Raw genomic sequence first — 22,465 nt, 5'->3', positions numbered from 1 at the left:
CGCGGTCATAAACACCCTCCTGGCAGCGTCAGCCCCAGAACGATGTCCGCACTGCAGAATCCGCTTCAGACCGCCAAAATGCATTCTGCCAAAGTAGTGTTAAGTCCTGTTGACAAAGTTAGCAGTGATAATGCGATAAGGTTGCTCCTAACGGAGGATTTGATGTCCGGACCTGATCGAGAAATACGACTTCGACTTAGTGTGCAACGCGCCTTGCTCGGGGCAGTATCATCGACGCTCGCCGCCGTTACGTGTGGCTGGAGTGGCAACGAGATTGTCCTCGAATTCTTGGTCGATCCCGATTTCAGCGATGATGACCCCGAACGCATGGAGGTAGTCGCATCCGAGGTCATCTCGGATTTTGGTTGTGAAACAATAATGACTGTCTTCACGTCCCCACCGTGGGATGGACCGAAGGTTCCGGCTGATAGGCGATGGTGGGCTTACAGGCGATTTGAGCCATTGCTGGGCTAAAGGCGTTCTGTGAAGTGCGGCAGCCAGATTTTTGCGGCGGCCAGCGAAAGGAACGCTTCGAAGGAAGTTCGGGTCTTGTCGTAACGGGTGGCAATCCGTCGGAAGTGTTTGAGCCGGTTGAACATTCGTTCGATGCGGTTGCGGTCTTTATAAACCTTGAAATCGCAGGAAGGCGGGTCTTTCCGGTTCGATTTCGGCGGAATCACTGGCCGAATGCCGTGGATCAGCAACTCTTCGCGGACGGGGTCGCCGTCGTAGCCCTTGTCAGCAAGGAAAGATTTAGGTTTGCCAACGGGTATGGTGAGAAGCGCGGGAACGGCGCTATAATCAGAAGTCTCGCCACCTGTCAGGACAAAGCCGAGAGGACGTCCCTGACCGTCTGCGCGGGCATGGACTTTTGTCGTAAAGCCGCCGCGTGATCGACCAAAACCCTCTTTATAAGTCCCCCTTTAGCGCCCGCAGCCTGCGAATGGCCGCGAACCGTGGTACTGTCAATCATATGTTGCCAGTCGTCGGTCGTTGGTCAGACTTGGAGCGCAAATGAAATCGATTTCACCGATGCCCGCGAACACGATTTTCAACGCACGCGTCCCGTCCGAAACATATTCAGCTGGATTCACCTGCAGGGTATAGCCCTGTGTTGTCGGGTTCAGATATGGGAGGACCTGCGGATCATTGACGAAAATGTCGATGTCGAAGCTTTCACGATGGTTTATCTGGAGCATAAGGGCGGTGCCACCGCCGAAAGTCCAGCTATCGAGGAGTTTGAAAGAAGAGTTCGCCTGATTGATAATTGACACAGCCTGGTCGAAGGCTTTCCCACTGGCTCATCAGGACAGCTCTCAAGCGGCTAGGGCGAGGGGATATCCAGCCAGCTGCGAGAATTTCTGGGCAATCTCGGATGCGGTGCCGTGGTCGATTTCCATCTCATCCAGAAACTGGTGCTGGAGCTCGGCTTTCACTTCGGAATAGAATGAGAATGCGGAAGCATCGAAACTCTCAACGCTCGCAAAATCCGAAATCTTCGAAGCGAGTTGCTCAGCCGAAAGGTTCGTCCCGTAGGGGGCGTTCACCGTCGACAGTACCTTAATCGCCACGCTAGACATCGTTGTCACCACCAGTTTTCAATAAGCTATGTAATACATACTCGCCAAAAACGCAAAAAACACAGCAGACGCAGGCATGCCACAGCAATTAATCCGGCTTATTACAGTTCTTGTGACAAGAGCAGACGAAGCTGCGGCGTTGTTCTTCCCGGTGCATGTCTACCAGACCGGGAAGAGACATTTTGCGGCTCAGAGGCCGGCGCGTACGAGACCATGCTCGACCAGCCGATCGATGACATCAGGATAGCTGACGCCGCTTACCGCCATCGCCTTCGCATACATGCTGATATCGGTGAATCCGGGAATGGTGTTCACCTCGTTGACCAAAAAAGCCATGTCCTCGGTCAGGAAGAAATCCACGCGCGCCATACCGTCGCACCCGAGCGCCCGGAAGGCGAGCGCTGCCGTCTCGCGGATCTTCGTCTCGACCTCTGGCGGAAGCTCTGCCGGAACCTTCAGCGCCGCGCCATCCTCGTCGATATATTTCGCATCGTAGCTATAGAAGCCGTGGCCGTCGGCCGGGATTATCTCACCCGGGCGGGAAACGAACAGGCCGCCCTTGGTGTCCTCAAGCACGCTGCACTCAATCTCGCGGCCGCGGATGAATTCTTCGGCAAGCAGCTTGCGGTCATGCTTGAAGGCTTCCGCGAGAGCGGGCGCAAGTTCCTGACTGCCGGAAACCTTGCGCACCCCGACCGAAGATCCTTGACGCGCCGGCTTGATGAATAGCGGTAATCCCAACACGCTCTCAAGCGCGTCGAAGGACGGCGCCCGATCCGCATGCACGGTCACAGCCCGCGCCACCGGCAGCCCCGCCGCCCGCAGCAGCTGCTTGGCGATATCCTTGTCGAGCGCCGTCGCCGAACCCAGGATGCCGCAGCCGACCAGCGGCACCCGGGCCACTTCCGCCAGCCCCTGCACCGAGCCGTCCTCGCCAAAAATGCCATGCAATACGGGGAAGAGAATATCGATCTTTCCGCCATCGCTCATCTTGCCACCGTCGATGGCGATCATGCGCCCGCGCCCCCCGGGCATCAGCGCGATTTCGGTGCCGCTTGCCGGCCTGGCGAGGACGCCATTTTCGAAACGGCTAAGCAGCCACTCGCCTTCCCGCGTCACGAAGATCGGCACCACCTCGTATTTCGAGGGCTCCAGTGCCCCCATGACATTCGTCGCCGACATGACGGAGACGTCATGTTCGGCCGAGCGGCCGCCGAAAAGCACAGCGATACGCAGCCTGCCGCGGGAAGATGTCATCAAAACCTCCAAAGATCTGGTGTCGAAATAAATGTCAGAAGCCGACCGCGATGCCGCGATTGGCAAAGAAGCGGTCGAAGACGGCAAGCGGCAACGTCACATCCGCCTGACTCGTAGCATCAGGGCCGGATGGATTGTGGAAACAGATCGTATCAGCCGAGGCCGCCGTCACCAGAACGAGATGCCCGCCTTTTGAGGGCGGCATGCGCTCCGGCCAGCGTATGCCGCTATTGACCGAGCCTCGCCGAAGCTGCCGCCGGACCATAACCTTCCCAAGGTTATCGATGCCATGTACATGAAAGACATTCTTCGCCAGATCAAGGCCAATCGTCGCAATCTTTTTCATGGACTGCTCCTCTATCGTTTCTAACCGCATGCCACTATGGCACAGCGGTAGCGGAGCAGGAGCCGTCCATCTCAACATATCAACCTTACCGGAATCTACACTTGGGATGCCGAACACTACATGCCGAACGGATTTCGATCGCTCCGCCTGCCAGCCGGGCTGCGGCGGGTCGCATAAGTTCTCATTCCGTTCGCCCTTAGCGTACGATTTCGGACTGCTATTGTTCTGGCCCCAACCTCATATACCCTCTTCAGACGTTATGACGAACTCACAACGCGGCGCTCCAATATGATCCCTGGTTGATCAAAGAAGGGCATCTTGAGCAATAAGAGCACGTCGTACATCCTCCGGAACAGCCTTGCCTGCCTGGACGCCGAGAGCCGCCGCTATGCCGGCCGCGTGCCCGGTGGCGAGTGCCGTGCCCATGACCCGTATCGATCCATAGGCGGCTTGATCGGCGCCGACTACACGTCCCGCGAGGTAAAGATTATCAAGATCAGCAGCCTGGAGAGCGCCTATCGGGATGTCGGCAAAGCCTTCCCCGCCAAGATCGATGAAAGAGGTGCGGCCGGGTGCCTCGTGAATCTCCATCGGCCAAGCAGCGCGGCCAATGCCATCGCAGCGTCGGACACCGCTTTCCAGTGCCGCACCGGTCATGTCTTCGCGTGACTGGGGTCTGCGGGTATCTCGGATGCCGATCTGCGGTCCGGTCGCCACCAGATAGGCCTGTTCAAAGCCGGGCATCCTTCTGATGAGTGTGAGATTACGCCAAGCCTGCCGCCGTGCCTCCCGCTCGACGACGCAAAGATCTTCACCGCTCAAGCCGCCAAGGGCAAGATCGATCGTCATCCACCACACATCTCCCGAGATCGGAAGCCTGGATATGACGCCGCCATCGGCGCGTGGAATGGGCGCGTCTGATGTGGCATTGTGGTGTGCGATGATCCCGGACAGCAATGCCCGGTCAAAAGGGACATCGGGTGCCACGCCGCCAATCCGGACGGGCATCGAGGTAGGCTGCACATGGTCGCCGCGACAGATATCGCTGGTCAGGCGGGCGCCGGCCAACACTGACAGCGTTGCCTCGCCGCTCGCGTCGATGAAACTGCCGGCCTCGATCGTAACGGTCCCTGCATGGTCGGCCAGTGTTACGGAGGTGATGCGGCCCTCGTCCGTGGTGACGGCTGTCAGCTTGCTGTGTAGCCGCACCTGCACCCCAGCACGCTCGCACATCCGGTCAAAGGCGAATTTCACCGCTTCCGGATCAAGCATGACGATCCAGTTTCCGCTTCGCGACATAATCGGCGCGACGGCTTGGCCAATGGATTCGAGTTCCGCAAGCAATTCAGCGCCAATCCCGAGCACAGCCGGCACCGGCGTAGAACCCTTCTGATAGAAGCCGCAATAGGCGAGCACTTGCGAATTCGATGCAGCGCCGCCGAGAAAGCCGTATTGTTCGATGAGAACCACCCGCGCTCCCAGATGCGCTGCAGCAACAGCCGCGCTCATGCCGCCGGCACCGCCGCCAATCACAACGACATCTGCATTCTTCTGCCGGGCGTTAAGCATAATGGTCTCCGTCCATGATCCCCATAACCTGCGCGAGCAGCTGGAACTGAGCCTTGGCCATCTCAACCCCGGTCTGCACGGCAAGACCGCGTGCAGCGGCGGCCTTCAGGAACAAGGTGTGCTCGGGCGAGGTGATGACCTCGGCGGCCAGGCCGTCTGCCGGCATCATCTCGATGATGCTCTGCGCCACCGGTTGCGGGTCGAGGTCACGCATGCCGGCGGGCGAGCAGTTCACCACCAGCTCGAACAGTCGCACGTCGCCGGTCGCCACGGCGCAATGGCATTCTGGAAAGGCGGAGGAGAGCTTTGCCACCAGCATCTTTGCGTGCATCGCGTCAAGGTCCTGGATCGAGAGTTCGGCAAGGCCTGTCTCAGCCAGCGCCTGGGCAATGGCACTGCCGGCGGCCCCTGCCCCGATCAGCAGGGCCGATTTGCCTTTGACCGAAAAACCCCGCGCGCGCAGCGCGTCGACAAAACCGGCGCCATCGGTCATGTCCCCAGACAAATTTCCGTCGGGATGACGCCGCACGACATTGACCGCGCCGAGAAAGCGCGCGCGCGGGCTCAGATCCTCGATGAGTCTCGCCACCGCATTCTTGTGCGGGATGGTGACGACAAAACCGTCGAGGTTCTGCCATCCGCGCACCATCGCCACGAAATCCGCGACCTGGCCCGCCGTCAGGTCGATCGCGATCATGGCGCGATCGAGCCTGTCCTTCTCGAAATGGCTATTGAAGTTATGCGGTGACTTCACCTGGGCGATAGGGGAGCCGATGATGGCCACGAGGCGGGTAGAAGCACCGATCATGTCGTACCAATCCATTCTGTTGCATCGAGCATAGCGGTGGCAACGCCATTGACGCCAATACGTAAAATGACGACATACATAAACAGAAGTTATAGCTTGAACGCGGGGAAGCGTGGCCACACCGAAACTAAAAGAACGACATCTCGAGATCTTCCGCATCGTCATGGCGACCCAGTCGCTGACGGCTGCGGCGAGGCATCTCGGCGTTTCCCAACCCAGTCTCTCGGTCGCGATCAAGCGGTTGGAGGATCAATTGGGGGTGGCCCTGTTTGCGCGCATCTCCGGCCGCATGGTGCCCACTGAAGAGGCGCGGCTGATCCTGGCCGAGGTGGAGCGGGTTCACCAGCAGTCCGAAATGCTCTCCGATGTCGTCTATTCGATCGCTCGCGGCCAGGCTACGACGTTCCGCTTTGGCGCAACCCCCAGCATCGGGATGCGCCTGCTGCCCAAGGCGATTCGGCAACTGCAGCTCAAAGGCACGGCCGGCACCTATTATTGCGATTCCCTGCCGCAGCGCGATGTCAGGGATTACCTGCTGTTCGGACAAGGCAGTTGTGTGGCCACCATCGCCACCGTGGAGGACCCGTTGATCGATACGGTGAAAATCGGGGAAGCCAACCTCGTCTGCGTGGTGCCGGCTGGCCATGCGCTGGCCTCGCGACCCTCGGTCACCCCCAGGGACATCATGGGCCAAACGCTGATTTCCTTCGCACCCACCACGACGCACGGCCTGCATATCGACGAGACCTTCCGGCGCTGGGGCGTCGCGCGTCAAACCTCCGTCTTCGTGCATTTTGTCGAGGCTGCGCTGTCCTTCGTCGCGGAGGGGATTGGCATCACCATCCTTGACGCTTTCTCGGCGATGGACTGTGCATCGAGCGGTCTCCTTGCCATACCGATCGAAAACAGCGTCGCGGTTTCGGCCTATGTCCATTCCTGTCGGCTGCGCCCGCGACCGCTGGCGACCGACAAGCTTATCGCCGAGATGCGCGTCATCGCCGCGGATGCAGCATGCGTTGAGGAGAGACGGACGTGACAGATAAGGAAGCGCTTTTTGCTGGCTTCGCAGAGACGGTGATCGAAACCGCGGATGTCCGCTTTTCGGTTTTGATGCATGGCCGCGGGCCGGTGGTGCTGCTTCTGCACGGTTACCCGCAAACGCGCGCGGCCTGGCATCGCATAGCGCCAATGCTGGCCAAAACCTGTAGCGTTGTCGTGCCTGATCTGCCGGGCTATGGCCGGAGCCGCGTGACTGCCAATTTCGAAGGCGCCGGTTCCAAGCGCCGCATGGCAGCGAGTCTAGTCGCGATGATGCGTGCACTTGGCCATGAGACATTCGCCGTAGTAGGACACGATCGCGGCGGCCGGGTCGCTTACCGTATGGCGCTGGATTTTGCTGACAGAGTAAAGGCGCTGGTGTCCGTGACGGTCGTGCCCACGCCAGAAATGTGGGAAGGCGCGTCCAAGGCATTCGGCATGGGCGCTTGGCACTGGTTCATGATGGCTCAACCCGCGCCGCTGCCGGAGAAGCTGATGGCAGGCGACCCGCGATATCTGCTCGACACCACGCTTGAAAAAATGGCGGGTGGGCTCGATCGACTCGATCCAAGGGCGCTTGCCGACTACCGCGCCTGCTTCGATGATCCCGCTGTGCGCCACGCCATGTGCGAAGATTACCGCGCCGGTGCAACCACCGACGAGGCGGACGATCTCGCGGATAGGGCAGCCAGGCGAATGATCGAGGCGCCCGTTCTGCTGATGTGGGAGGCTGGGCGACGCTATGGTGGCGGGCGCGAGCCGCTCGATATCTGGCACGAATGGGCAAGCAACGTCGAGGGGGTGGGGCTAAACGGTGGCCACCTGCTGCCGGAAACGGCGAGCGAACGGGTGCGCGAGCGCATTGAGGACTTCTTCGGGAGGATCGGCCATGGTGTCTGACGATTTGGGCGTTTCTGGAACAAGCTCTGCCGAGCAGCTTCTCAGCCTGCGTCAGATCGAGGTTTTCCACACCGTCATGAACGCACGCTCGATCACGGGGGCGTCCAAGGTGCTCAACGTATCCCAACCGGCGCTGAGCCGCACGATCCGGCGTATTGAGGACCTTCTCGGCATCGCCCTGTTCATCCGCGATCGAAACGGACTGGTGCCGACATCGGAAGCGCTGGAGATCTACGCCGAAATCGATCCGCTATTGCGCCAGTTGACCGGTGTCGGTGCACAGATTGAACGCATCGCGCGCGGCGAGACTGCGGTCTTCCGTATCGGCTCGACGGCGAGCGTCGCGCGCGCACTGGTGCCGCAAGCGCTGCGCGAACTCTCCCAGGAGGTGCCAGGCATCGAACTGTTCTTCGACGTCCTGCCGGTTGATCAGATCGAGGATTATCTGACGACCGGGCGCGGGGAAGCGCTGGTGACGATCGCAACGCCCGATCATCCCCTGATCGCGATCGAGCCAGTGGGCCGGGCCGATCTCGTTGCCGCCATTCCCCGCACCCATCCGCTGTCAACAAAGACGCTGGTCAGGTCCAGGGATCTTGTGGGCGCCGACTTCATCGCCTTTGCCGCTGGCGGCGCCCATCAGCGCGTTGTCGATAGCTTCCTCGACCGCGCCAAGGTCAAGGTGAATGCGCGTGCCGTCGCCCGCTTTTCGGACACGGCGCTCGCCCTTGCCAACGAGGAAATGGGCATCGTCCTCGTCGATTACATGACGACGCTTGGCCCGCTCGGCAGCAATCTCATTGTCCGGCCGATCGAGAACGCGCCCCAATTCGAAGTCTCGGTCCTGTGGAACCGCCGCCGCCCGCATTCGGCAAATCTCCAGAAGCTGATCGAAATCCTCACCCGCAAGCTCGCCAATCTGCCGGCGCTCGGCTGACGGCCGCGGTTCATCGGCAAGCGGCTTCCGTCACTTCCCATGCCCTCAGGGCATGGGAAGCATAATTATTTTTGGTTGTCATGCCCGATCGCGGGTGGCAATGAAGTCAAGTGGCGCCGGGGAGGCGTCATCTATCGGAGGAGACAGACAATGCAGTTCACAATGAAACGCCGTCAGGCGCTTTGGGGCATGGGCGCCTTGGGTGCCGCTGCGGCTTTCGGCCTTCCTGCACGCGCAGCCACCCGTAATCTTGCCGTCCTACACCTCGCTAGCCACGCACCGAGCTTCATTGCGTTCGAGCGCGGCTACTACAAGGACGCTGGCCTCGACATTCAACTGAAGTTCTTTGAAGCGGCGCAGCCGATGGCCGTTGCCATCGCCTCCGGCGATGCCGATTTCGGGGTGACCGCCATGAGCGGCGGCCTGATCAGCCTGGCCCAAAAGGATGCCGTCAAGGTCATCGGCGGTGCACTGACCGAGGAGAAGGGCATCACCGGCGCGATTGTGCTCGCCTCCAACAAGGCCTACGATGCCGGCCTGACCGATCCCTCGAAACTGGCTGGCAAGAGCTTCGGGATCACCACTGCCGGCTCGTCATTCCACTTTATGGCCCACAAGATCGCTCAGGCCAATAACGTCAAACTCGCCGACATCGAGCTTCGCCCGTTGCAGAAACTGGGCGCTGTCGTCGGCGCGCTGTCGACGGGTCAGATCGACGCGTGGGTCATCCAGCCGAGCGTCGCCAAGAAGATGATCCGCGAAGGTGCTGCCAAGCAGATTGGCATCATGTCGGATTATGCCCCCAACTATCAGGTGACCGCCGCCTTCACGTCGACCAAGAACGCGAAGGACGAGCGGGCAATGACGGAATCCTTCATCAAGGCCTATTCCCGAGCTGTCGCCGACTACAATGCGGCATTCGTCGATAAGACCGCGGACGCGGCTGAGGTCGATGCCTTGGCGAAGATCGTTCACAAGTATGTCGAGAGCGACAGCCCTGCGGATGTTGCCAAGCAGAACCTGGTCGATGGCTCGATGCGCATCAATCAGGGCCTCGCTTTGTCGCTCGATAGCTGCGTCGAACAGCTCGAGTGGTTCAAGTCCGAAGGCATGGTCAAGGACGCCATCACCAACGAACAGCTGTTCGACACGTCCTACGTGAAGACGATCTGATTATTCGACGTTCGGCATGCGGAGACCACCGGCCTCCGCCGGGAGACCGCCATGGACCTGAGACTCAACAATATCAGCCACTATTACGGAGCCGTCGAAGTCCTCAAGGACATCTCGCTCGACATACCGCAGGGGCAGATCGTCTGTCTGATTGGTCCGTCCGGCTGCGGCAAGTCCACGCTCCTGCGCTTCCTCGGCGGGCTTGAGCGCCCGTCGAAGGGCGAGGTTCTGCAGGTCGGCGATGCGCCCGCGGATTCGCTCAACCCGCTGACCTATGTCTTCCAGCATTTTGCGCTTCTGCCGTGGCGTTCGGTGGAAGGCAATATCAAGCTGGTTCTCGAAGATCACGGCCTCAGCCGTCGCGAAATGGATGACATCGTCACCGACGTTCTGGAGCGAACCCGCCTTTCCGATTTCCGTGCGGCGCTTCCAAAGCAGCTGTCCGGCGGCATGCGCCAGCGCGTCGCCATCAGCCGGGCGCTCGCCGTGCGGCCGGCCGTCATGCTGATGGACGAACCATTGTCTGCGCTCGACAGCCAAACCCGTGAGCTGCTGATGGATGATCTGGTGTCCCTGTGGACCCGTCAGCCGTTTACCTCAGTCTATGTGACGCATAATCTCAACGAGGCTGTCAGGCTTGGACATCGCGTCGTCGTGCTGTCGCGCCGTCCCGGCCGTATCCGCGACATTGTTGATATCGAAATACCGCTCGCCGAACGTCATCTCGGTGATTCCCAGCTGGAGGCCAAACAGGCCCAGCTCTGGGAGCTCATGCGCGAAGAGGCCATGGCGGCGGACAAGGAGCTGGTCCATGTCTGAAACCACATCAACGGCAGGTCGTGTACCGCTGATGGACACACACGACCGCAACGCCGGTCGCGTCAAGGCCGTCAACTTTCGCGGTGGCGGCTTCGCACCGGTGCCGGTGCGCGGGATGGGACTGATTGTCTTCGTGGCCCTTATCGCGCTTGCCGAAGCCGGTACGCGCAGCGGCTTCATTTCCAACCTCACCCTGCCCCGCCCCTCTGCCGTTTTGGACACCTTCGTGCAGCTCTGGCAGACCGGCCTGTTGTGGAAGCATCTGATGCCCTCGCTGCAGCGCCTGCTCATCGGCGGCCTGCTGGGCGTTTCTGTCGGCGTCGCACTCGGCGTCCTGATTGGTCTGTTCAGCTATGTGCGCGCCGGTCTCGTTCCGCTGGTCGCCGCTCTCTTTCCTATCCCGAAGATTGCGCTCCTGCCCCTGTTCGTCATCTGGTTCGGCATTGACGAGATGTCGAAATACATGCTGATCGCCTTCGGCACCTTCACCCCGACGGTGGTGGCGACCTACGGCGCTGTCGACAATGTCGATCGAACCTTGATCCGCATGGGCCAGAGCTTTGGGCTGAGCTGGTGGTCGATCGTGCGCAAAATCGTCCTTCCGGGCGCCTTTCCCGCCATCCTGTCCGGGCTCAGGGTCTCGATCTCGATCGCGATCATCCTGCTCGTGGCTGCCGAAATGCTCGGCGCGCAGTATGGGGTCGGTTCCTACATTCTCGAAGCCGGTTCGCTCTACGATCTCGAAAAGCTGTTCGCCGGGGTAACCATCCTGTCCGTACTCGGCCTGATCGTCAGTTTCGTCATCGGCAGGGTCGAAAAGCACTTTCTCAGCTGGCGCTGATAACATCCGCGTCCTGATTTCCTGGAGACTGCACCATGCTTGCCTTGCAAAAGACCCGCCCTGCCGCGGGGCTGGACTTCCGCGCGCCCGATGAACCTGCGCCCCAGACCGGAGAAGTGCTGATACGTGTCCATTCCGCCGGCGTCTGCGGCACGGATCTCCACATCGCCGCCTGGACACCGGGCTATGAATCGATGGAAAGCGCGATGCCGGTCACGCTCGGCCATGAATTTGCTGGCATGATCGTAAAGGTCGGGCCGGGCATTGCCGAGGACCTTCTGGGCATGCGGGTGACGGCGCGTCCGTCCACCACATGCGGCCGGTGTGCGGCCTGCCTCGCCGGTGACGCGGATAACTGTAGCGCCCGCAAAGGCATCGGCATCGGACGCAACGGTGCCTTCGCCGCTCTGGTCAGTGTTCCCTATGCCAATTGCCACCGAGTGCCGGACGGACTCGACCTGTCGATCGCGGCACTGACGGAGCCGATGACCGTCTGCGCTGAGGCTGTCGCCACCGCGGATGTCCAAGCCGGCCAGACGGTGCTTGTGATCGGCCCGGGCTTCATCGGGCAGGGAATTGCCATTCTCGCCCGGGCCAAAGGCGCAAAGGTCGTGGTCCTCGGACGCGATGACCAGCCGCGGCTCGCAGCATTGCATGCTGCCGGTTTTGCCGACCTGATCGACACGCATCACACGACGCTGGACGTGGCCCTGACCGACTATCCCCCCTTCGATGCCATCATCGAGGCGGCCGGTGTACCGTCTCTGGTCAATGCCAGCCTGCCGTTCCTGAAGAAGCGCGGCATCTTTACGGTTGTCGGCATCCACCCGCGCGCCGCCGAGATCGACCTGACGCGACTGGTGCGGATGCACCAGCAGATCCGCGGGTCTTATCGCGCGCCGAAATCGACATGGGACGACGTGCTGCGTTTCCTCGAAGCAAACCAGGACCTGATGCGCGGGCTGATCAGCCACAACTTCGCCCTGACTGATGCGCTCGAAGGCTTTAAGCTTGCACACACCCGTATTGCGTCGAAAGTCATGCTGACGATCGGTGACGCACCATGAGCAAGGCCTTCCTCGCGCTCTGGAACGATTTTCCCACCGCAATGCGGGAAGAATACGAGACGTGGCACACGTTTGAGCACGTGCCCGAGCGGTTGACACCACCCGGCATCCGCGCTGCCCGTCGCTACGCCGCGTTCAGCGCCGCTTCGGATCGCTATTTCACGGTCTACGACCTCGATGATACAGCAGCGCTCGAACATCCCGATTATCTGGATCTCGTGCGCCACCCCACGCCCTGGTCTTCGAAGATGCGCCAGCATTTTTCCAATGTTCTGCGCATACCTGCCGAATGCGTCGCCTCCGGCGGCCGGGGGACGGGCACCCACGTGCTGGTCCAGGCCTATTCCGTGGACCGCAGCCACGCTGGCGGCGCATCGGCCAAACTAGCCTTGGTTCTTCAGGATCTGGTCTCCACCGGGCGGATGGTCTGCTATCGGATCGGTCTTGCTGAGCCGAACCAGAAGTACGAGGTGTTCGAGCAGGAGCCACAGGCGGATACCGACATGCTCAATGTGGTCTTGCTCGCCGAAAGCAGCAGCCGCAGCGGACTGGAGGACATCCATCCGGCCCTTGCGACGGCGGCAAAGGATGTGCTGCAACCGCAGGCCACTCTCCGCGACGGGGTGATGGAGCTGTTGGTCAGTTTCCGTGACGTCGACGCGCCCGCGAACCGATCAGAGATTTTGGCCACCGAGGAAATGCGAGCCCGATTCACTGAGGTCAGTTGCCGCAAGCGCCATTCCGATCCGCAAAACCGGAACTTGCCCGCATCCTAACATCCCAAGGGGCGATGTCACTTTAACTTGACATCGGATGCACAAGAGACGTTCGGCCTTTGGGATTGATCTCAGGTCGTTGCTCCGGCCGCAGCTTTCCACTTTGCGGTCGCCTGGATGCGGTGAACGCGGTTTTGTAATGCGGAGCGTTGTGAGCGGGGTGAGACTAAGAGGTTGCGGTCAGCGTAGAAGACGGAGATGAAGCGCTAAAGGTTTCCCGGTGAACGGAAGTCTTGCATCATCCGCTTCGGCGCAATACCCTGCTTCTTCAAAAGACGGGTCAGCAATCGCCTGGCAGCTTTGGTGTTTCGGCCGTTTTGAATGATTTCGTCGAGTACATAGCCGTCCTGATCGACGTCCCGCGATACCCAGTTCTTTCTGCCAGCGATGGGCACACATCGTTGCCGCTGGGCTCCTTGCGGTGAAGGCGACGTGCATAATCTGGGCCGAACTTCTTTCCCCAGCGGCGGATCGTTCACAGGAGACGGCAATGCTTCGCTCCAGCAGCAATTCCTCGATAAGGCTCAGGCTCAGCGGAAACCGAAAGTACAGCCAGACCGCGTGGGCGATGATCTGGGGTGGGAAGCGATGGCGCTTGTAGCTGACTGGCGAGGTGTTCGTGCACGTGCGTCTATCGCAACCGCTCCTCACACGGCGTTACCGTGACATCGCCCTCCGTCCGGATAGAGCAGAAGAAGCCCTTCCCAGCATCAAGCGGAAGCTTTCCGCCGAGGCGTTCAGCGAACTCGTTGCCGCCGCCCCGCGGTTCCCCAGCTGGCTTGCCCGCAGTGTGGGTAAGGCCGCTTATGGCTGAACAGTTTTTCCAGCTGTCCCAGGACGATCGGAGAGACGTTCTTGCGATCGCGACGGAGAAAGCCGGGCGGCCGATCCACCTCCTGGAAAAGGACGCATGGGTCGTCTGGGCTCTGCGAACCCTCTATGGCACGGCGCTCTGGGATCACCTCGTTTTCAAAGGTGGCACATCCCTCTCCAAAGCCTAAAAGGCCATCCGCAGGTTTTCGGAGGATGTCTACCTGACATACGATATTCGTGAGCTCGCTCATGGTCTGGTGGGCTTAAAGGACGAGGCATTGCCGAATACCAGAAGCGAGGAAAAGCGCTGGTCGAGCGAAGTCCGCAAGCGTTTGCCGATCTGGATATCGGAGACCCCGCTCATTATCGATGCGATCAGCGCCCAGTCGCTTCCGGCCACCGTACGTGTCGAGGCCGACAAGCTCTTCATCGACTATGAAGCAGTTGCCGGCGGATCCGGCTACGTCGCTCCAAGCGTCATGCTGGAGTTCGGGGCTCGATCAATCGGAGAACCGGCAAGCGTTCGCGACCTTGCATGCGACGCGGCAGGCCTTGTGGATGGCATCGAATTTCCCACCGCGAAGCCGCGGGTCATACATGCCGAGCGCACATTCTGGGAAAAGGCGACGGCAATCCACGCCTTCTGCCTGCAGGAATGGCTCCGCGGAGAACGCTTTTCACGACACTGGCACGATATCGTTCGTCTTGACGATATCGGCATCGCCACAGTGCAATCGCTGATCGCGACCTAGCCAAGTCGGTGGCGCAACACGAATCCAGGTTGAGAAAGCGGCCGATAGAACGCCGATTGACTATGAAGCGGCCGTGGGCGGTGGGCTGCAACTTACTCCTTCCGGCGAAGGAAGGGCAGCTCTCGAACAGGACTGCGCCCGGATGCTTGAAGACGGCCTTCTTCTCGGTGAGGCCGAGACTTTCGACGAACTCCTCGCTCGATGCGAGAAAATCCAAGATAAGGCCAATGCTGGCGGCTGATTGAGGCGTCGCTAGTGCTGGCAACGCGCGCGGTGTTTTGGCGTTGGCGCGCTAAGGCGCTATCCTCTCTTGGCTCGGTGGATAGCCGTATTTCCGTGTAAACGATCTGGAAAATGCCTCGGCGCTACCAAACCCGACAGCAGCAGCAACTGTTTTCACGCTCCGGCCGGAACGCAGTTGCGACCTGCCCAGCGAAAGCCGCCAGTTCGTCAGATAGGCTGCCGGCGGCTGGCCGACGGTCCTGCTGAAGGTATCGATGAAACGCCCACGCCTCATGCCGATGATTGCGGCCAGGTCGCCAATGTGCCAGCGCCTCGCCGGGTCTTCGTGCATAGCCACCAGAGAGGGATGGAGCTGCCGATGAGCAAGCCCAGCCAGTAGGCCCGCATTGACCGTACCCGCCGCGAGCGCCTTTCGGATCGCAAGAACGACGATCACTTCGCAAAGCCGCGCATGGATCGTGCCACAACCGCAGCGCCGGTCAATACTCTCTCCCACGATCAGATCTGCCAGTCCCTGCAGTTCCCGCTCCGCTGCCAAACCAAAGCACAACTCCTCAGGCAAGGCGCCCACAAGCGGATTTAAGTTCTCGCCGAAATCAATGGTAGCCGCCGCCAAAATGGTCATGCCGCGCCCGGACACGCCGGCCGCGCGCGGCCGGTAAATCAGGTGGGTTGCCTCCCCGGCACCTTCGCTATCGACGATCACCAGATTGGCTTTCTCGCCATCGTCGCGATAATCGGCGCGCAGGCCATAGGCCTTGAGAAAGGCAGCAAGTCGGTCATGCTTTGGCTTTGGATCTGAATGTTCGATCATGTATTTTCCGGATAATATGTCGTCAGATTGGGTAATCTCTTGTCAGCGACCATTCCAACCGAGACGAGATTATAGCTGAGGATACGATGACAAGTAGCTCCCCCTCCAAATTCGATCAATCACGTGCCGACGAATACGGTCGGCAGAGCCGCATTGCGCTGGCAGGATACGATGCTTGTCACGAACTCTGCGCCTGCATGCTGGCGGCTTCAGCAATCAGTATGCAATCTGCGCGCATCCTGGTCGTCGGCGCGGGTGGAACAGCCGGCGAGATCATCGCTGCGGCCAGGCTGGAGCCGTCCTGGACCTTCCTCGCAGTCGATCCCTCTCCGTCCATGGCGAAGGTGGCGCGCACCAATCTCACTGAGGCCGGGCTTGCTGACCGCGTCGAATTCATTGAAGGCAGCCTCGAGGAGGTTGCAAGCGACTCCTCCTTCGACGCCGCAATGATGATCGGCGTTCTACATCACCTGCCGGGCGACAGCGCGAAGCTCCAGATCTTGGCTGAACTTGCCGGAAGGCTGAAAGCCGGGGCGCCGCTTGTGCTGGCTGGAAACTATCGCGCATACAGCTCCGAGCTGCTGTTGTTAGCTGCTTGGGCGCAGCGATGGCGAATGAATGGCGCCGATCCCGACGAGGTTCGTGCGAAGATGGACCGCATGCTGCAAGGCGCCGAACCACCCCGATCGGAAGAAGACGTCACCATGCTCCTGGCTGAAGCAGGATTCGAGGCGCCGCTACGATTTTTCTCAAGCCTCTTCTGGGGCGCGTGGTTCACGAGACGTGCTCCGTCGTTGCCGGAATAAGGCAATCGAAAGGACAAGTCATGTTTGAAAAAAACATCCGCGAAAGAGAACGCGACTTTGCGCATTTCCTTCCTTCATACTGTCGAGGCCAACCAGCCGCTGTTTGAAGAGGCAGCGGTTTCCGTGGGCCTGTCGTCCGCAAATAGCCGACACGAATTGCGGACCGATCTGCGTGAGGCAGTCGAAGAATGTGTGCGTTGACGGAAAATGTAAGCTCGCAGACGGCCGATTGTCTGCCCGCTTTGGGGCAACGGTCCGACGTGGTTATTCTCACCTGCGCAACGCTTGGGACAGCCGCGGCCGGAATTCAAGATGCCGCCGTACCGATCCTGCGGGCAGCGCTGCCGCGTTTGGTGTCGGCCACGTGCGGTAGAATATCGGTCCTATGCGCGGCCGAATCCGCCCTTGCCTCGACAAAACACCTCTACGAAAAAGAGGCCAAAGAAGGAACCGTCCAGCCGGCGATCATTCACCTCCTGCACGTCTGGCATCTGTCCGGCGGTCATCAACGCGTTTCACTCCAAGGCTGTTGGCGGGAAGCAGTGGCTCGATGCCGGCCCATTCTTCGTCGCTCAGTTCGTGACGGCGCATGACGATCTTCCTTCAAGAGGAGTGAATCATAATCCGATCGACACATGAACCCCGTTTATGGGGACGCGTCCTAGTTCTTTATCTTTCCTACTGAGACAGTCGCGGTTCTCCCCGCGACCAGCCGGACCGTTGTAGGGGCGTCGTCGATCTCGATCCGCACCGGAATTCTCTGCGCCAGTCGGACCCATGAGAATGTCGGCGCCACGCTTGCGAGCGAGCCCGCAGTATCGCTTCGTTCCCGATCCTCTATCCCCGCAGCAATGCCGGCGACATGTCCGGTGACCGATTGAGCTTCGCCCATGATCTTGATCGTTACCGGATCACCAATGTGAATTCTCGCGAGCTTTGTCTCTTCAAAATACCCCGCAAGGTAGATAGATTCTTTTTCCACCAGGACGCCTACGGCAGTTCCAGCCAGGACATAGTTCCCCCTGCGCAGGGAGAAATTCGTAATCGCCCCGGATGCCGGTGCCCTCACGGTCGTCCGCTCAAGGTTCAGCTTTGCCAGATCCCGCGCGACCAGTGCAGATCGATAGGCGGCCTCTGCCTGATACATCCGGCTTTCTGCTTGCTGTCGCTCCTTGAGGCTGGCTGCTTCCTTTGAGGCAAGCAGTTGATATCGTTCGAAATCGGTTTTTGCCAGCTCCGCCGCCGCCCTTGTCCCTGTTACCTGCGCTTCTGCCTCGCGCAGCGCAAGTTCGAAGCGATCCGTTTCGATGCGAAACAATGGCGTTCCTTCCTCAACCTGTGCATTGTCGGACACCAGAACCTCGGTGACAGGCCCGGAAACATCCGGTGCAAGCCGAACGATATCCGCCCGGAGGTTGGCGTCACGCGTCCATGGCGCTTCCATATAGAAAGACCACAGGTGCCAGCCCAACACCACAGCGCAACCCGTCATGGACAAGGTCAGAAGGACTTGACCCGCAGTGAACGTCAGATTTTTCATCATCATCAAAACCAGTCGATAGCGGCAGAAAATCCGCCGAAAAGAGTAATGTACAGGGCAAGGTTGAACAGAGAGCGGTGCCAAACCGCCCGGTAAAAACCGATCTTGCCGAGAAGGGAAGCGAGAACGCGTAACCCGACATAAGCAAACAGGGCGAGCGCTGCGGAAGACGGCAAAAAGACGCCATAAAGATCGAGTTCTCCCATCAAGCGGCGTTCCTTTCTGAAAACGGAATTCCGGGAACAGGCCTGTCAGCCTCCGGAGCTATGCAAAGGCGAAGAGCGACGGCTTGCAGCAGAAGCTCGATATCCATGTCGGTGGTGACCGTAGTCGAAAGGATCAGATCATCGAGCGCCCGCAGGGCGTTTTCCAGCGAAGCCCCTCGTTCAGCCGGAAGGCCGTCATATAAGGGCGCGACTGCGCGGAAGACCGGTTCAACGGTGAGGCGGAGACCCTCCGAAACTTCTGCAATGAGCTCCTGCATAGCGACCAGATGCAGCCCCACCCGGATATCCCTTAAAAGGTCGCGATCATAGACCTCCGAGGTCGGCGGGAGTCTTGCCACTCGTGAGGCGAACAGGCCGGCAACGTCAATCATGCGATGTCGCGTGACAAGGCCGTCGGTGTGTTTGCCAAAGGCGATGTTTGCGACATGTCTCCGGGTAACTGAAAAGAGCCGTCTGGCATTTGTTTCCGTTTGCACGGATCGAAAGATGCCGCAGACCGCTATCGTCCAGACCATTGCCAGTATGGTTGCGGCCGCCGCATTCGTGAATGTGGCAAAGTCGGACCCTGGATATGCCCGGAGCGTGAGAAGAAGAGGGAAATTGATGCAGAGTCCCATACCAACCAGCGCAAGCGAGGGCACTGCGAGACAAATGCCCGCCGGTATCAAAAACAATCCTAGAGCCGCGACAAGTGGCGCAAAACCGTCGATGAGCGGAAGGATCGCAAAGCCGTAGATGAATGCGGCAATGGCGGCGCCGATCGTCACATTGGCAAATTTGCGCATGGCAGGGACCGGGTCATCCATCGTGGCAAGGAGGCAGCAAAGGACGCCCGATATCTGGGCGAGGATCATTCCGTCGGACCAGCCGGTTGCGATCCAGAAGAAGAGTGACGTCGCAACGCAGATCGCGACTGTCAGCGATGACAGCAACGCCATTCCGATATCACGATGCGGTGCGGGCGTTCTCTCAGGAGCGCGGGCCGCTCTTGCTCCACTTTGATCTTCAATGGATTTTCGAAGAGTGTGGCACTCCGCAGAAAGTCGAGAAACAGTCCGCAGCTCGCGGGCATAATTGGCGAGAATAAGTTTTTCCCATGTCGGAGGCGCGGCGAAAGAGGCGATTGCATCGATCGCGATCGCCAGGGAGGAGCTTCTCGGATCGGAACCCGCCTCCCTGATCATCGCCAATGCCTTTTCGTGGCCGCAGGGGTCCAGCCTGCCCAGTGATCGTCGCAAATCCTCCAGCTCGCTCAGCAACGGGAGGAAGGACACCATCCGATGATGCAGCGACTTCACCAGTGCCACTCTGTTTCGGTATCTGGATCCGTCATACTGAAGATGAACCGCAAACGAACGCAGATCGGCCGCCTCCGCAGCCAGCGCGCTGCGCTCCATCCTGCTTTGGCTTCCTTCCAACTCGCCGGCAGTTATCGCTTCGAGGAGCTTCTGCGCCCTCGCCATCCAGCCGTCGATCCGGTTGAGAAGAGTTGTTCCTACGTGAACCGGAAAAACAATGTGGCTGACGATCGAGGCGCATATGATCGCGAGCCCGATCTCCTCTGTGCGGGAAACGACAATATCGAAAGCGTTTGCCGGAGTGTTGACCAGCGGCAATCCCGCAAGAAGCACGGTATAGCCCGCCAGCAGCGAAACATAACTGCGAGGCGTGCGATCAAGCAGACTGAAGAAGGTGCATGCAGAAACCCATACGACGATCGCGCCGGAGAGCAATATCGGCTCGTTCACAAGGTTCGGGACCATGAGGATTGTCGCGCCACCCCCAATCAGTGTTCCAAGAAGCCGATAGACCGACTTTGACGAGATCGCGCCGGAGAGCGGGTGGGCGACAATATAAACGGTTGCAACTGCCCAGTACGGCCGGTTCAGATCAAAACTGAGGGCTACGAGATATGCCAGCATGGCTGCGCCGAACGTCTTCAGCGAAAAGATCACGTTCCCCCTGGTAACGACTGGTCGGACACTCAAATGTCATCTCCCGGCCTGGAGATGTTCTGCTCCGCGCCTTGTTCATCACAGGTGATGCTGTTCGGCAGGCCATAGATCGCTGGCGAGACATAACAAAAGAACGGTGCGGCGAGGCAGGCGTGCAGGTAGGCTTCGGCCTGGTCCGTGCACGCACCGGTAGACACGCCCCCCGGCTGACGGCCGAGAAGCGCGCGGGCTTTCGAAAGGAGACCGGTCGTGATTCTTTTAAAGCGGCCGGAGCGCGGCGACTTTGTCCGCGTTCGGGTTGGAATCAAAATGCAAAGACTGCGAGGCTCTTTGAGGGGCAGACGAATTTCAGTCCTGACAATGTCAGACCACCAACGGTCGTCGAATTTTTGAAGTGCCATGATCGTTCTCCAGCCTGTTTGCCGGGTGTGAACCTATCGACAAAGCACGCGGAAGAATTTAGATATACCATCAGATGATTACTAAATTCCACCAATCGCCAATATCTCTCTCCAGCGCCTTCGCCGACTATGATCTCGAAAGTTCGCCTGCGCCCGCGCGCGCTGTGAGGATAGACGTGTCGCAAAACGAACGCGAGGCGCCCGAACATCAACACCGCAAGGGCCAGCTCGTCATGCCCCTGCGCGGTGGTGTGACATGCAGGGTTCCGAGCGGCATGTGGATGGTCCCGCCGCACTGCGGCGTCTGGGTGCCAGGGGGCATGCCTCACAGCAATGTCGCCACTGCCAACGCGCGCTTGTTCTTTCTGTTCGTTGAACCGGGGGCTGCCGATTTACCAAACCGATGTTGCACGCTTTCCCTCTCGCCACTCGTCAGGGAACTCATCATCGAGATGGCCGATCAGTCCGCGGTTGCGACGGCTCACTCGGAACTTGTGACGACGCTGCTTCTGTCGGCCTTGTCGCGCATGCCTGTAGAGTATCTTCATCTGCCGCTGACGGATGAATCGCGGCTTTTGCAGATTGCGTCGGAACTGGCGAATAACCCGTCCGATCGCAGTACGATGGCGCAGTGGGCAACGCGAGTGGCGATGAGCGAGAATTCGCTCGCACGTCTCGTTCAGCAGGAGACCGGCCTTACGTTTGGCCGCTGGCGCCAACAGTTGCAATTGATCGTCGCAATCCGAAGCCTTTCAGCGGGGGCGACAGTACAGCAGGTTTCGGGCGACCTCGGATATGAATCGGTGTCGGCGTTCATTACCATGTTCAAGAAGGCTCTCGGAACCTCGCCATCAAAGTATCTAAGAAACTTCGACCGCTAAAAGTCACGAAAACGGACGGGCAGTCCAGAGGAGATAAAACATGTTCACCCACGTCATGATCGGCAGCAACGATCTGGAGCGCGCGAGAGATTTCTACGATGCCACCTTCGTCGCTCTGGGCGGCAAGCCCGGCGAGATGGACGCCAGAGGCCGACTGATCTACGCCCATGAAGGAGGGCGGCTGATGATCACGACACCCATTGACGGCAAACCGGCGACCGTTGCCAACGGTGGAACAATCGGTATCGCGGCGACGACCCCCGACCACGTCCTGGCGTGGCATTCCGCCGGAGTCGCACACGGCGGAACGGCAATCGAGAGCCCGCCCACGGCACGTCCGAACGGGGCGTTCGTTGCATATCTTCGCGACCCCGACGGAAATAAACTGACTGCAAGGACGCCTCCCACGAAATGAGGCTGACAGCCCCATGCACGGTTGATTTTATGAAATTGAGTTAATCGGTGGTGGGTCCTGATGGGAAGTTAATGGGCCAACTGATCGCGCAAGCGGGGCGTAATCCAATCCAGGAAGCATCGAATTTTCGTTGGCAATGGATCGGCTGGTCCGTAGACGACATTCACGGGCAGCGGTTCCGGCGCAAACTCAACAAGTACTTCCTGCAGGGCGCCAGAACGTAACTGGCCTGCAATCTGGTAGGAGAGTACGCGGATGATGCCGAAACCCGATACGGCCGCCTGAATTGCGGCGATCTGCTCGTCCGTCAGCCAAAATCAAAAGGTCCTGACCCTAAGCAGTGGGAATCAACAGTGGATCCTACATATCCCGATTCCGCGGCATGGAGCCTTCGGGCACTTGAAAGGAACTTTCCAATCGCCGTGAAAAAGCCGGCGTTTGAGTAGTTGACCCTAGAACGGAAAAGGGATCAACGCAGCCCCCGCAAAACAGATAAGTCATTGTTAA

At 59.6% G+C, this 22,465-nt stretch carries 22 protein-coding genes and 7 pseudogenes; 13 read left to right on the top strand and 16 right to left on the bottom strand.

From position 1 onward, the window contains the following. Nucleotides 1-470: 470 nt before the first annotated feature. The 8 genes and pseudogenes from PL597_RS15895 to PL597_RS15860 form a co-directional block, all read right to left on the bottom strand. A pseudogene (locus tag PL597_RS15895) lies at nucleotides 471-988 on the bottom strand (IS5 family transposase); the annotation flags it as partial. Next, a complete protein-coding gene (locus tag PL597_RS15890; protein ID WP_436969163.1) occupies nucleotides 966-1,199 on the bottom strand; it encodes a hypothetical protein in 234 nt (77 codons plus the stop codon). The pseudogene PL597_RS15895 and the gene PL597_RS15890, both read right to left, overlap by 23 nt. Nucleotides 1,200-1,316: 117 nt before the next feature. Then, on the bottom strand, nucleotides 1,317-1,580 hold the full coding sequence (locus tag PL597_RS15885; RefSeq protein ID WP_191218518.1) for a hypothetical protein: 264 nt from the start codon (nucleotides 1,578-1,580) through the stop codon (nucleotides 1,317-1,319). Nucleotides 1,581-1,769: 189 nt separating this feature from the next. Then, a complete protein-coding gene (locus PL597_RS15880; RefSeq protein WP_191218507.1) occupies nucleotides 1,770-2,837 on the bottom strand; it encodes a D-alanine--D-alanine ligase family protein in 1,068 nt (355 codons plus the stop codon). A 34-nt stretch (nucleotides 2,838-2,871) separates the two neighbouring features. Next, a pseudogene (locus PL597_RS15875) lies at nucleotides 2,872-3,078 on the bottom strand (hypothetical protein); the annotation flags it as partial. Next, a pseudogene (locus tag PL597_RS15870) lies at nucleotides 3,079-3,183 on the bottom strand (IS110 family transposase); the annotation flags it as partial. It abuts the pseudogene before it with no gap. A 303-nt stretch (nucleotides 3,184-3,486) separates the two neighbouring features. Then, entirely contained in the window at nucleotides 3,487-4,752 is a 1,266-nt protein-coding gene (locus PL597_RS15865) for an FAD-dependent oxidoreductase (RefSeq protein ID WP_191218506.1), read from the bottom strand. Then, nucleotides 4,745-5,560 carry a shikimate dehydrogenase family protein gene (locus PL597_RS15860; protein ID WP_271365692.1) on the bottom strand — a complete coding sequence of 272 codons (816 nt, stop codon included), beginning with the start codon at nucleotides 5,558-5,560 and terminating at the stop codon, nucleotides 4,745-4,747. The genes PL597_RS15865 and PL597_RS15860 overlap by 8 nt, the downstream gene beginning before the upstream one ends. A gap of 112 nt (nucleotides 5,561-5,672) precedes the next feature. Between PL597_RS15860 and PL597_RS15855 the strand changes: the two genes are divergently transcribed. From PL597_RS15855 to PL597_RS15820, 8 genes are all read left to right on the top strand, one after another. Next, nucleotides 5,673-6,596, top strand: coding sequence for a LysR family transcriptional regulator (locus PL597_RS15855; protein WP_191218504.1), 924 nt, complete (start codon nucleotides 5,673-5,675; stop codon nucleotides 6,594-6,596). Further along, the gene (locus tag PL597_RS15850; RefSeq protein WP_269827266.1) at nucleotides 6,593-7,498 is read left to right on the top strand and encodes an alpha/beta fold hydrolase; all 906 of its coding nucleotides are present in this window, start codon (nucleotides 6,593-6,595) and stop codon (nucleotides 7,496-7,498) included. The genes PL597_RS15855 and PL597_RS15850 overlap by 4 nt, the downstream gene beginning before the upstream one ends. After that, nucleotides 7,488-8,435: a LysR family transcriptional regulator gene (locus PL597_RS15845; RefSeq protein ID WP_191218503.1), complete on the top strand. Its 948-nt coding sequence runs from the start codon at nucleotides 7,488-7,490 to the stop codon at nucleotides 8,433-8,435. The genes PL597_RS15850 and PL597_RS15845 overlap by 11 nt, the downstream gene beginning before the upstream one ends. Nucleotides 8,436-8,585: 150 nt before the next feature. After that, nucleotides 8,586-9,608, top strand: a complete 1,023-nt coding sequence (locus tag PL597_RS15840; RefSeq protein WP_191218502.1) for an ABC transporter substrate-binding protein — start codon at nucleotides 8,586-8,588, stop codon at nucleotides 9,606-9,608. 51 nt (nucleotides 9,609-9,659) lie between these two features. Then, nucleotides 9,660-10,427: an ABC transporter ATP-binding protein gene (locus PL597_RS15835; RefSeq protein ID WP_191218501.1), complete on the top strand. Its 768-nt coding sequence runs from the start codon at nucleotides 9,660-9,662 to the stop codon at nucleotides 10,425-10,427. Between the two features lie 31 nt (nucleotides 10,428-10,458). After that, entirely contained in the window at nucleotides 10,459-11,268 is an 810-nt protein-coding gene (locus tag PL597_RS15830) for an ABC transporter permease (protein ID WP_271365701.1), read from the top strand. Between the two features lie 35 nt (nucleotides 11,269-11,303). Then, entirely contained in the window at nucleotides 11,304-12,335 is a 1,032-nt protein-coding gene (locus tag PL597_RS15825) for a zinc-dependent alcohol dehydrogenase (RefSeq protein WP_191218500.1), read from the top strand. Beyond that, nucleotides 12,332-13,111, top strand: coding sequence for a hypothetical protein (locus tag PL597_RS15820; RefSeq protein ID WP_191218499.1), 780 nt, complete (start codon nucleotides 12,332-12,334; stop codon nucleotides 13,109-13,111). Before PL597_RS15825 ends, PL597_RS15820 begins: the two co-directional genes overlap by 4 nt. Nucleotides 13,112-13,182: 71 nt before the next feature. Here PL597_RS15820 and PL597_RS15815 read toward each other — a convergent pair. After that, nucleotides 13,183-13,684 (bottom strand): annotated as a pseudogene (locus tag PL597_RS15815) (DDE-type integrase/transposase/recombinase). Nucleotides 13,685-13,733: 49 nt separating this feature from the next. Between PL597_RS15815 and PL597_RS26345 the strand changes: the two are divergent. Together PL597_RS26345 and PL597_RS15810 are read left to right on the top strand one after the other, a co-directional pair. Next, nucleotides 13,734-13,925 (top strand): annotated as a pseudogene (locus tag PL597_RS26345) (hypothetical protein); the annotation flags it as partial. Further along, a pseudogene (locus tag PL597_RS15810) lies at nucleotides 13,918-14,917 on the top strand (nucleotidyl transferase AbiEii/AbiGii toxin family protein). The pseudogenes PL597_RS26345 and PL597_RS15810, both read left to right, overlap by 8 nt. A gap of 51 nt (nucleotides 14,918-14,968) precedes the next feature. Here the strand turns inward: PL597_RS15810 and PL597_RS15805 are convergent. Further along, nucleotides 14,969-15,733, bottom strand: a complete 765-nt coding sequence (locus tag PL597_RS15805) for a helix-turn-helix transcriptional regulator (RefSeq protein WP_191218498.1) — start codon at nucleotides 15,731-15,733, stop codon at nucleotides 14,969-14,971. 86 nt (nucleotides 15,734-15,819) lie between these two features. Between PL597_RS15805 and PL597_RS15800 the strand changes: the two genes are divergently transcribed. After that, nucleotides 15,820-16,539: a class I SAM-dependent methyltransferase gene (locus tag PL597_RS15800; RefSeq protein WP_191218497.1), complete on the top strand. Its 720-nt coding sequence runs from the start codon at nucleotides 15,820-15,822 to the stop codon at nucleotides 16,537-16,539. A gap of 465 nt (nucleotides 16,540-17,004) precedes the next feature. Here PL597_RS15800 and PL597_RS15795 read toward each other — a convergent pair whose 3' ends face one another. The 5 genes from PL597_RS15795 to PL597_RS15775 all read right to left on the bottom strand — a co-directional run bounded on the left by PL597_RS15795 (nucleotide 17,005) and on the right by PL597_RS15775 (nucleotide 20,662). After that, nucleotides 17,005-17,130, bottom strand: a complete 126-nt coding sequence (locus tag PL597_RS15795) for a hypothetical protein (RefSeq protein WP_436969165.1) — start codon at nucleotides 17,128-17,130, stop codon at nucleotides 17,005-17,007. A gap of 70 nt (nucleotides 17,131-17,200) precedes the next feature. Next, complete coding sequence (locus tag PL597_RS15790) at nucleotides 17,201-18,079, bottom strand: efflux RND transporter periplasmic adaptor subunit (RefSeq protein WP_191218515.1); 879 nt, start codon at nucleotides 18,077-18,079, stop codon at nucleotides 17,201-17,203. 5 nt (nucleotides 18,080-18,084) lie between these two features. Next, nucleotides 18,085-18,285 (bottom strand): DUF1656 domain-containing protein, encoded by a 201-nt coding sequence (locus tag PL597_RS15785; protein WP_020010266.1) that lies wholly within the window; start codon nucleotides 18,283-18,285, stop codon nucleotides 18,085-18,087. Then, complete coding sequence (locus tag PL597_RS15780) at nucleotides 18,285-20,294, bottom strand: FUSC family protein (protein ID WP_191218496.1); 2,010 nt, start codon at nucleotides 20,292-20,294, stop codon at nucleotides 18,285-18,287. The genes PL597_RS15785 and PL597_RS15780 overlap by 1 nt, the downstream gene beginning before the upstream one ends. After that, entirely contained in the window at nucleotides 20,291-20,662 is a 372-nt protein-coding gene (locus PL597_RS15775) for a hypothetical protein (RefSeq protein ID WP_191218495.1), read from the bottom strand. Before PL597_RS15775 ends, PL597_RS15780 begins: the two co-directional genes overlap by 4 nt. A 74-nt stretch (nucleotides 20,663-20,736) precedes the next feature. On the opposite strand from PL597_RS15775, the gene PL597_RS15770 reads away from it, so the two are divergent. Together PL597_RS15770 and PL597_RS15765 are read left to right on the top strand one after the other, a co-directional pair. Continuing rightward, complete coding sequence (locus tag PL597_RS15770) at nucleotides 20,737-21,543, top strand: AraC family transcriptional regulator (RefSeq protein WP_191218494.1); 807 nt, start codon at nucleotides 20,737-20,739, stop codon at nucleotides 21,541-21,543. Between the two features lie 40 nt (nucleotides 21,544-21,583). Beyond that, nucleotides 21,584-21,958 carry a VOC family protein gene (locus PL597_RS15765; RefSeq protein WP_149147949.1) on the top strand — a complete coding sequence of 125 codons (375 nt, stop codon included), beginning with the start codon at nucleotides 21,584-21,586 and terminating at the stop codon, nucleotides 21,956-21,958. Nucleotides 21,959-22,026: 68 nt separating this feature from the next. Here PL597_RS15765 and PL597_RS15760 read toward each other — a convergent pair. Then, nucleotides 22,027-22,251 (bottom strand): annotated as a pseudogene (locus tag PL597_RS15760) (LysR substrate-binding domain-containing protein); the annotation flags it as partial. Nucleotides 22,252-22,465 lie beyond the last annotated feature (214 nt).

It is taken from the genome of Agrobacterium sp. ST15.13.013, assembly GCF_027956525.1.
Classification (GTDB): Bacteria; Pseudomonadota; Alphaproteobacteria; order Rhizobiales; family Rhizobiaceae; genus Agrobacterium; species Agrobacterium salinitolerans.
This window is presented reverse-complemented; position numbering and strand designations above follow the sequence as displayed.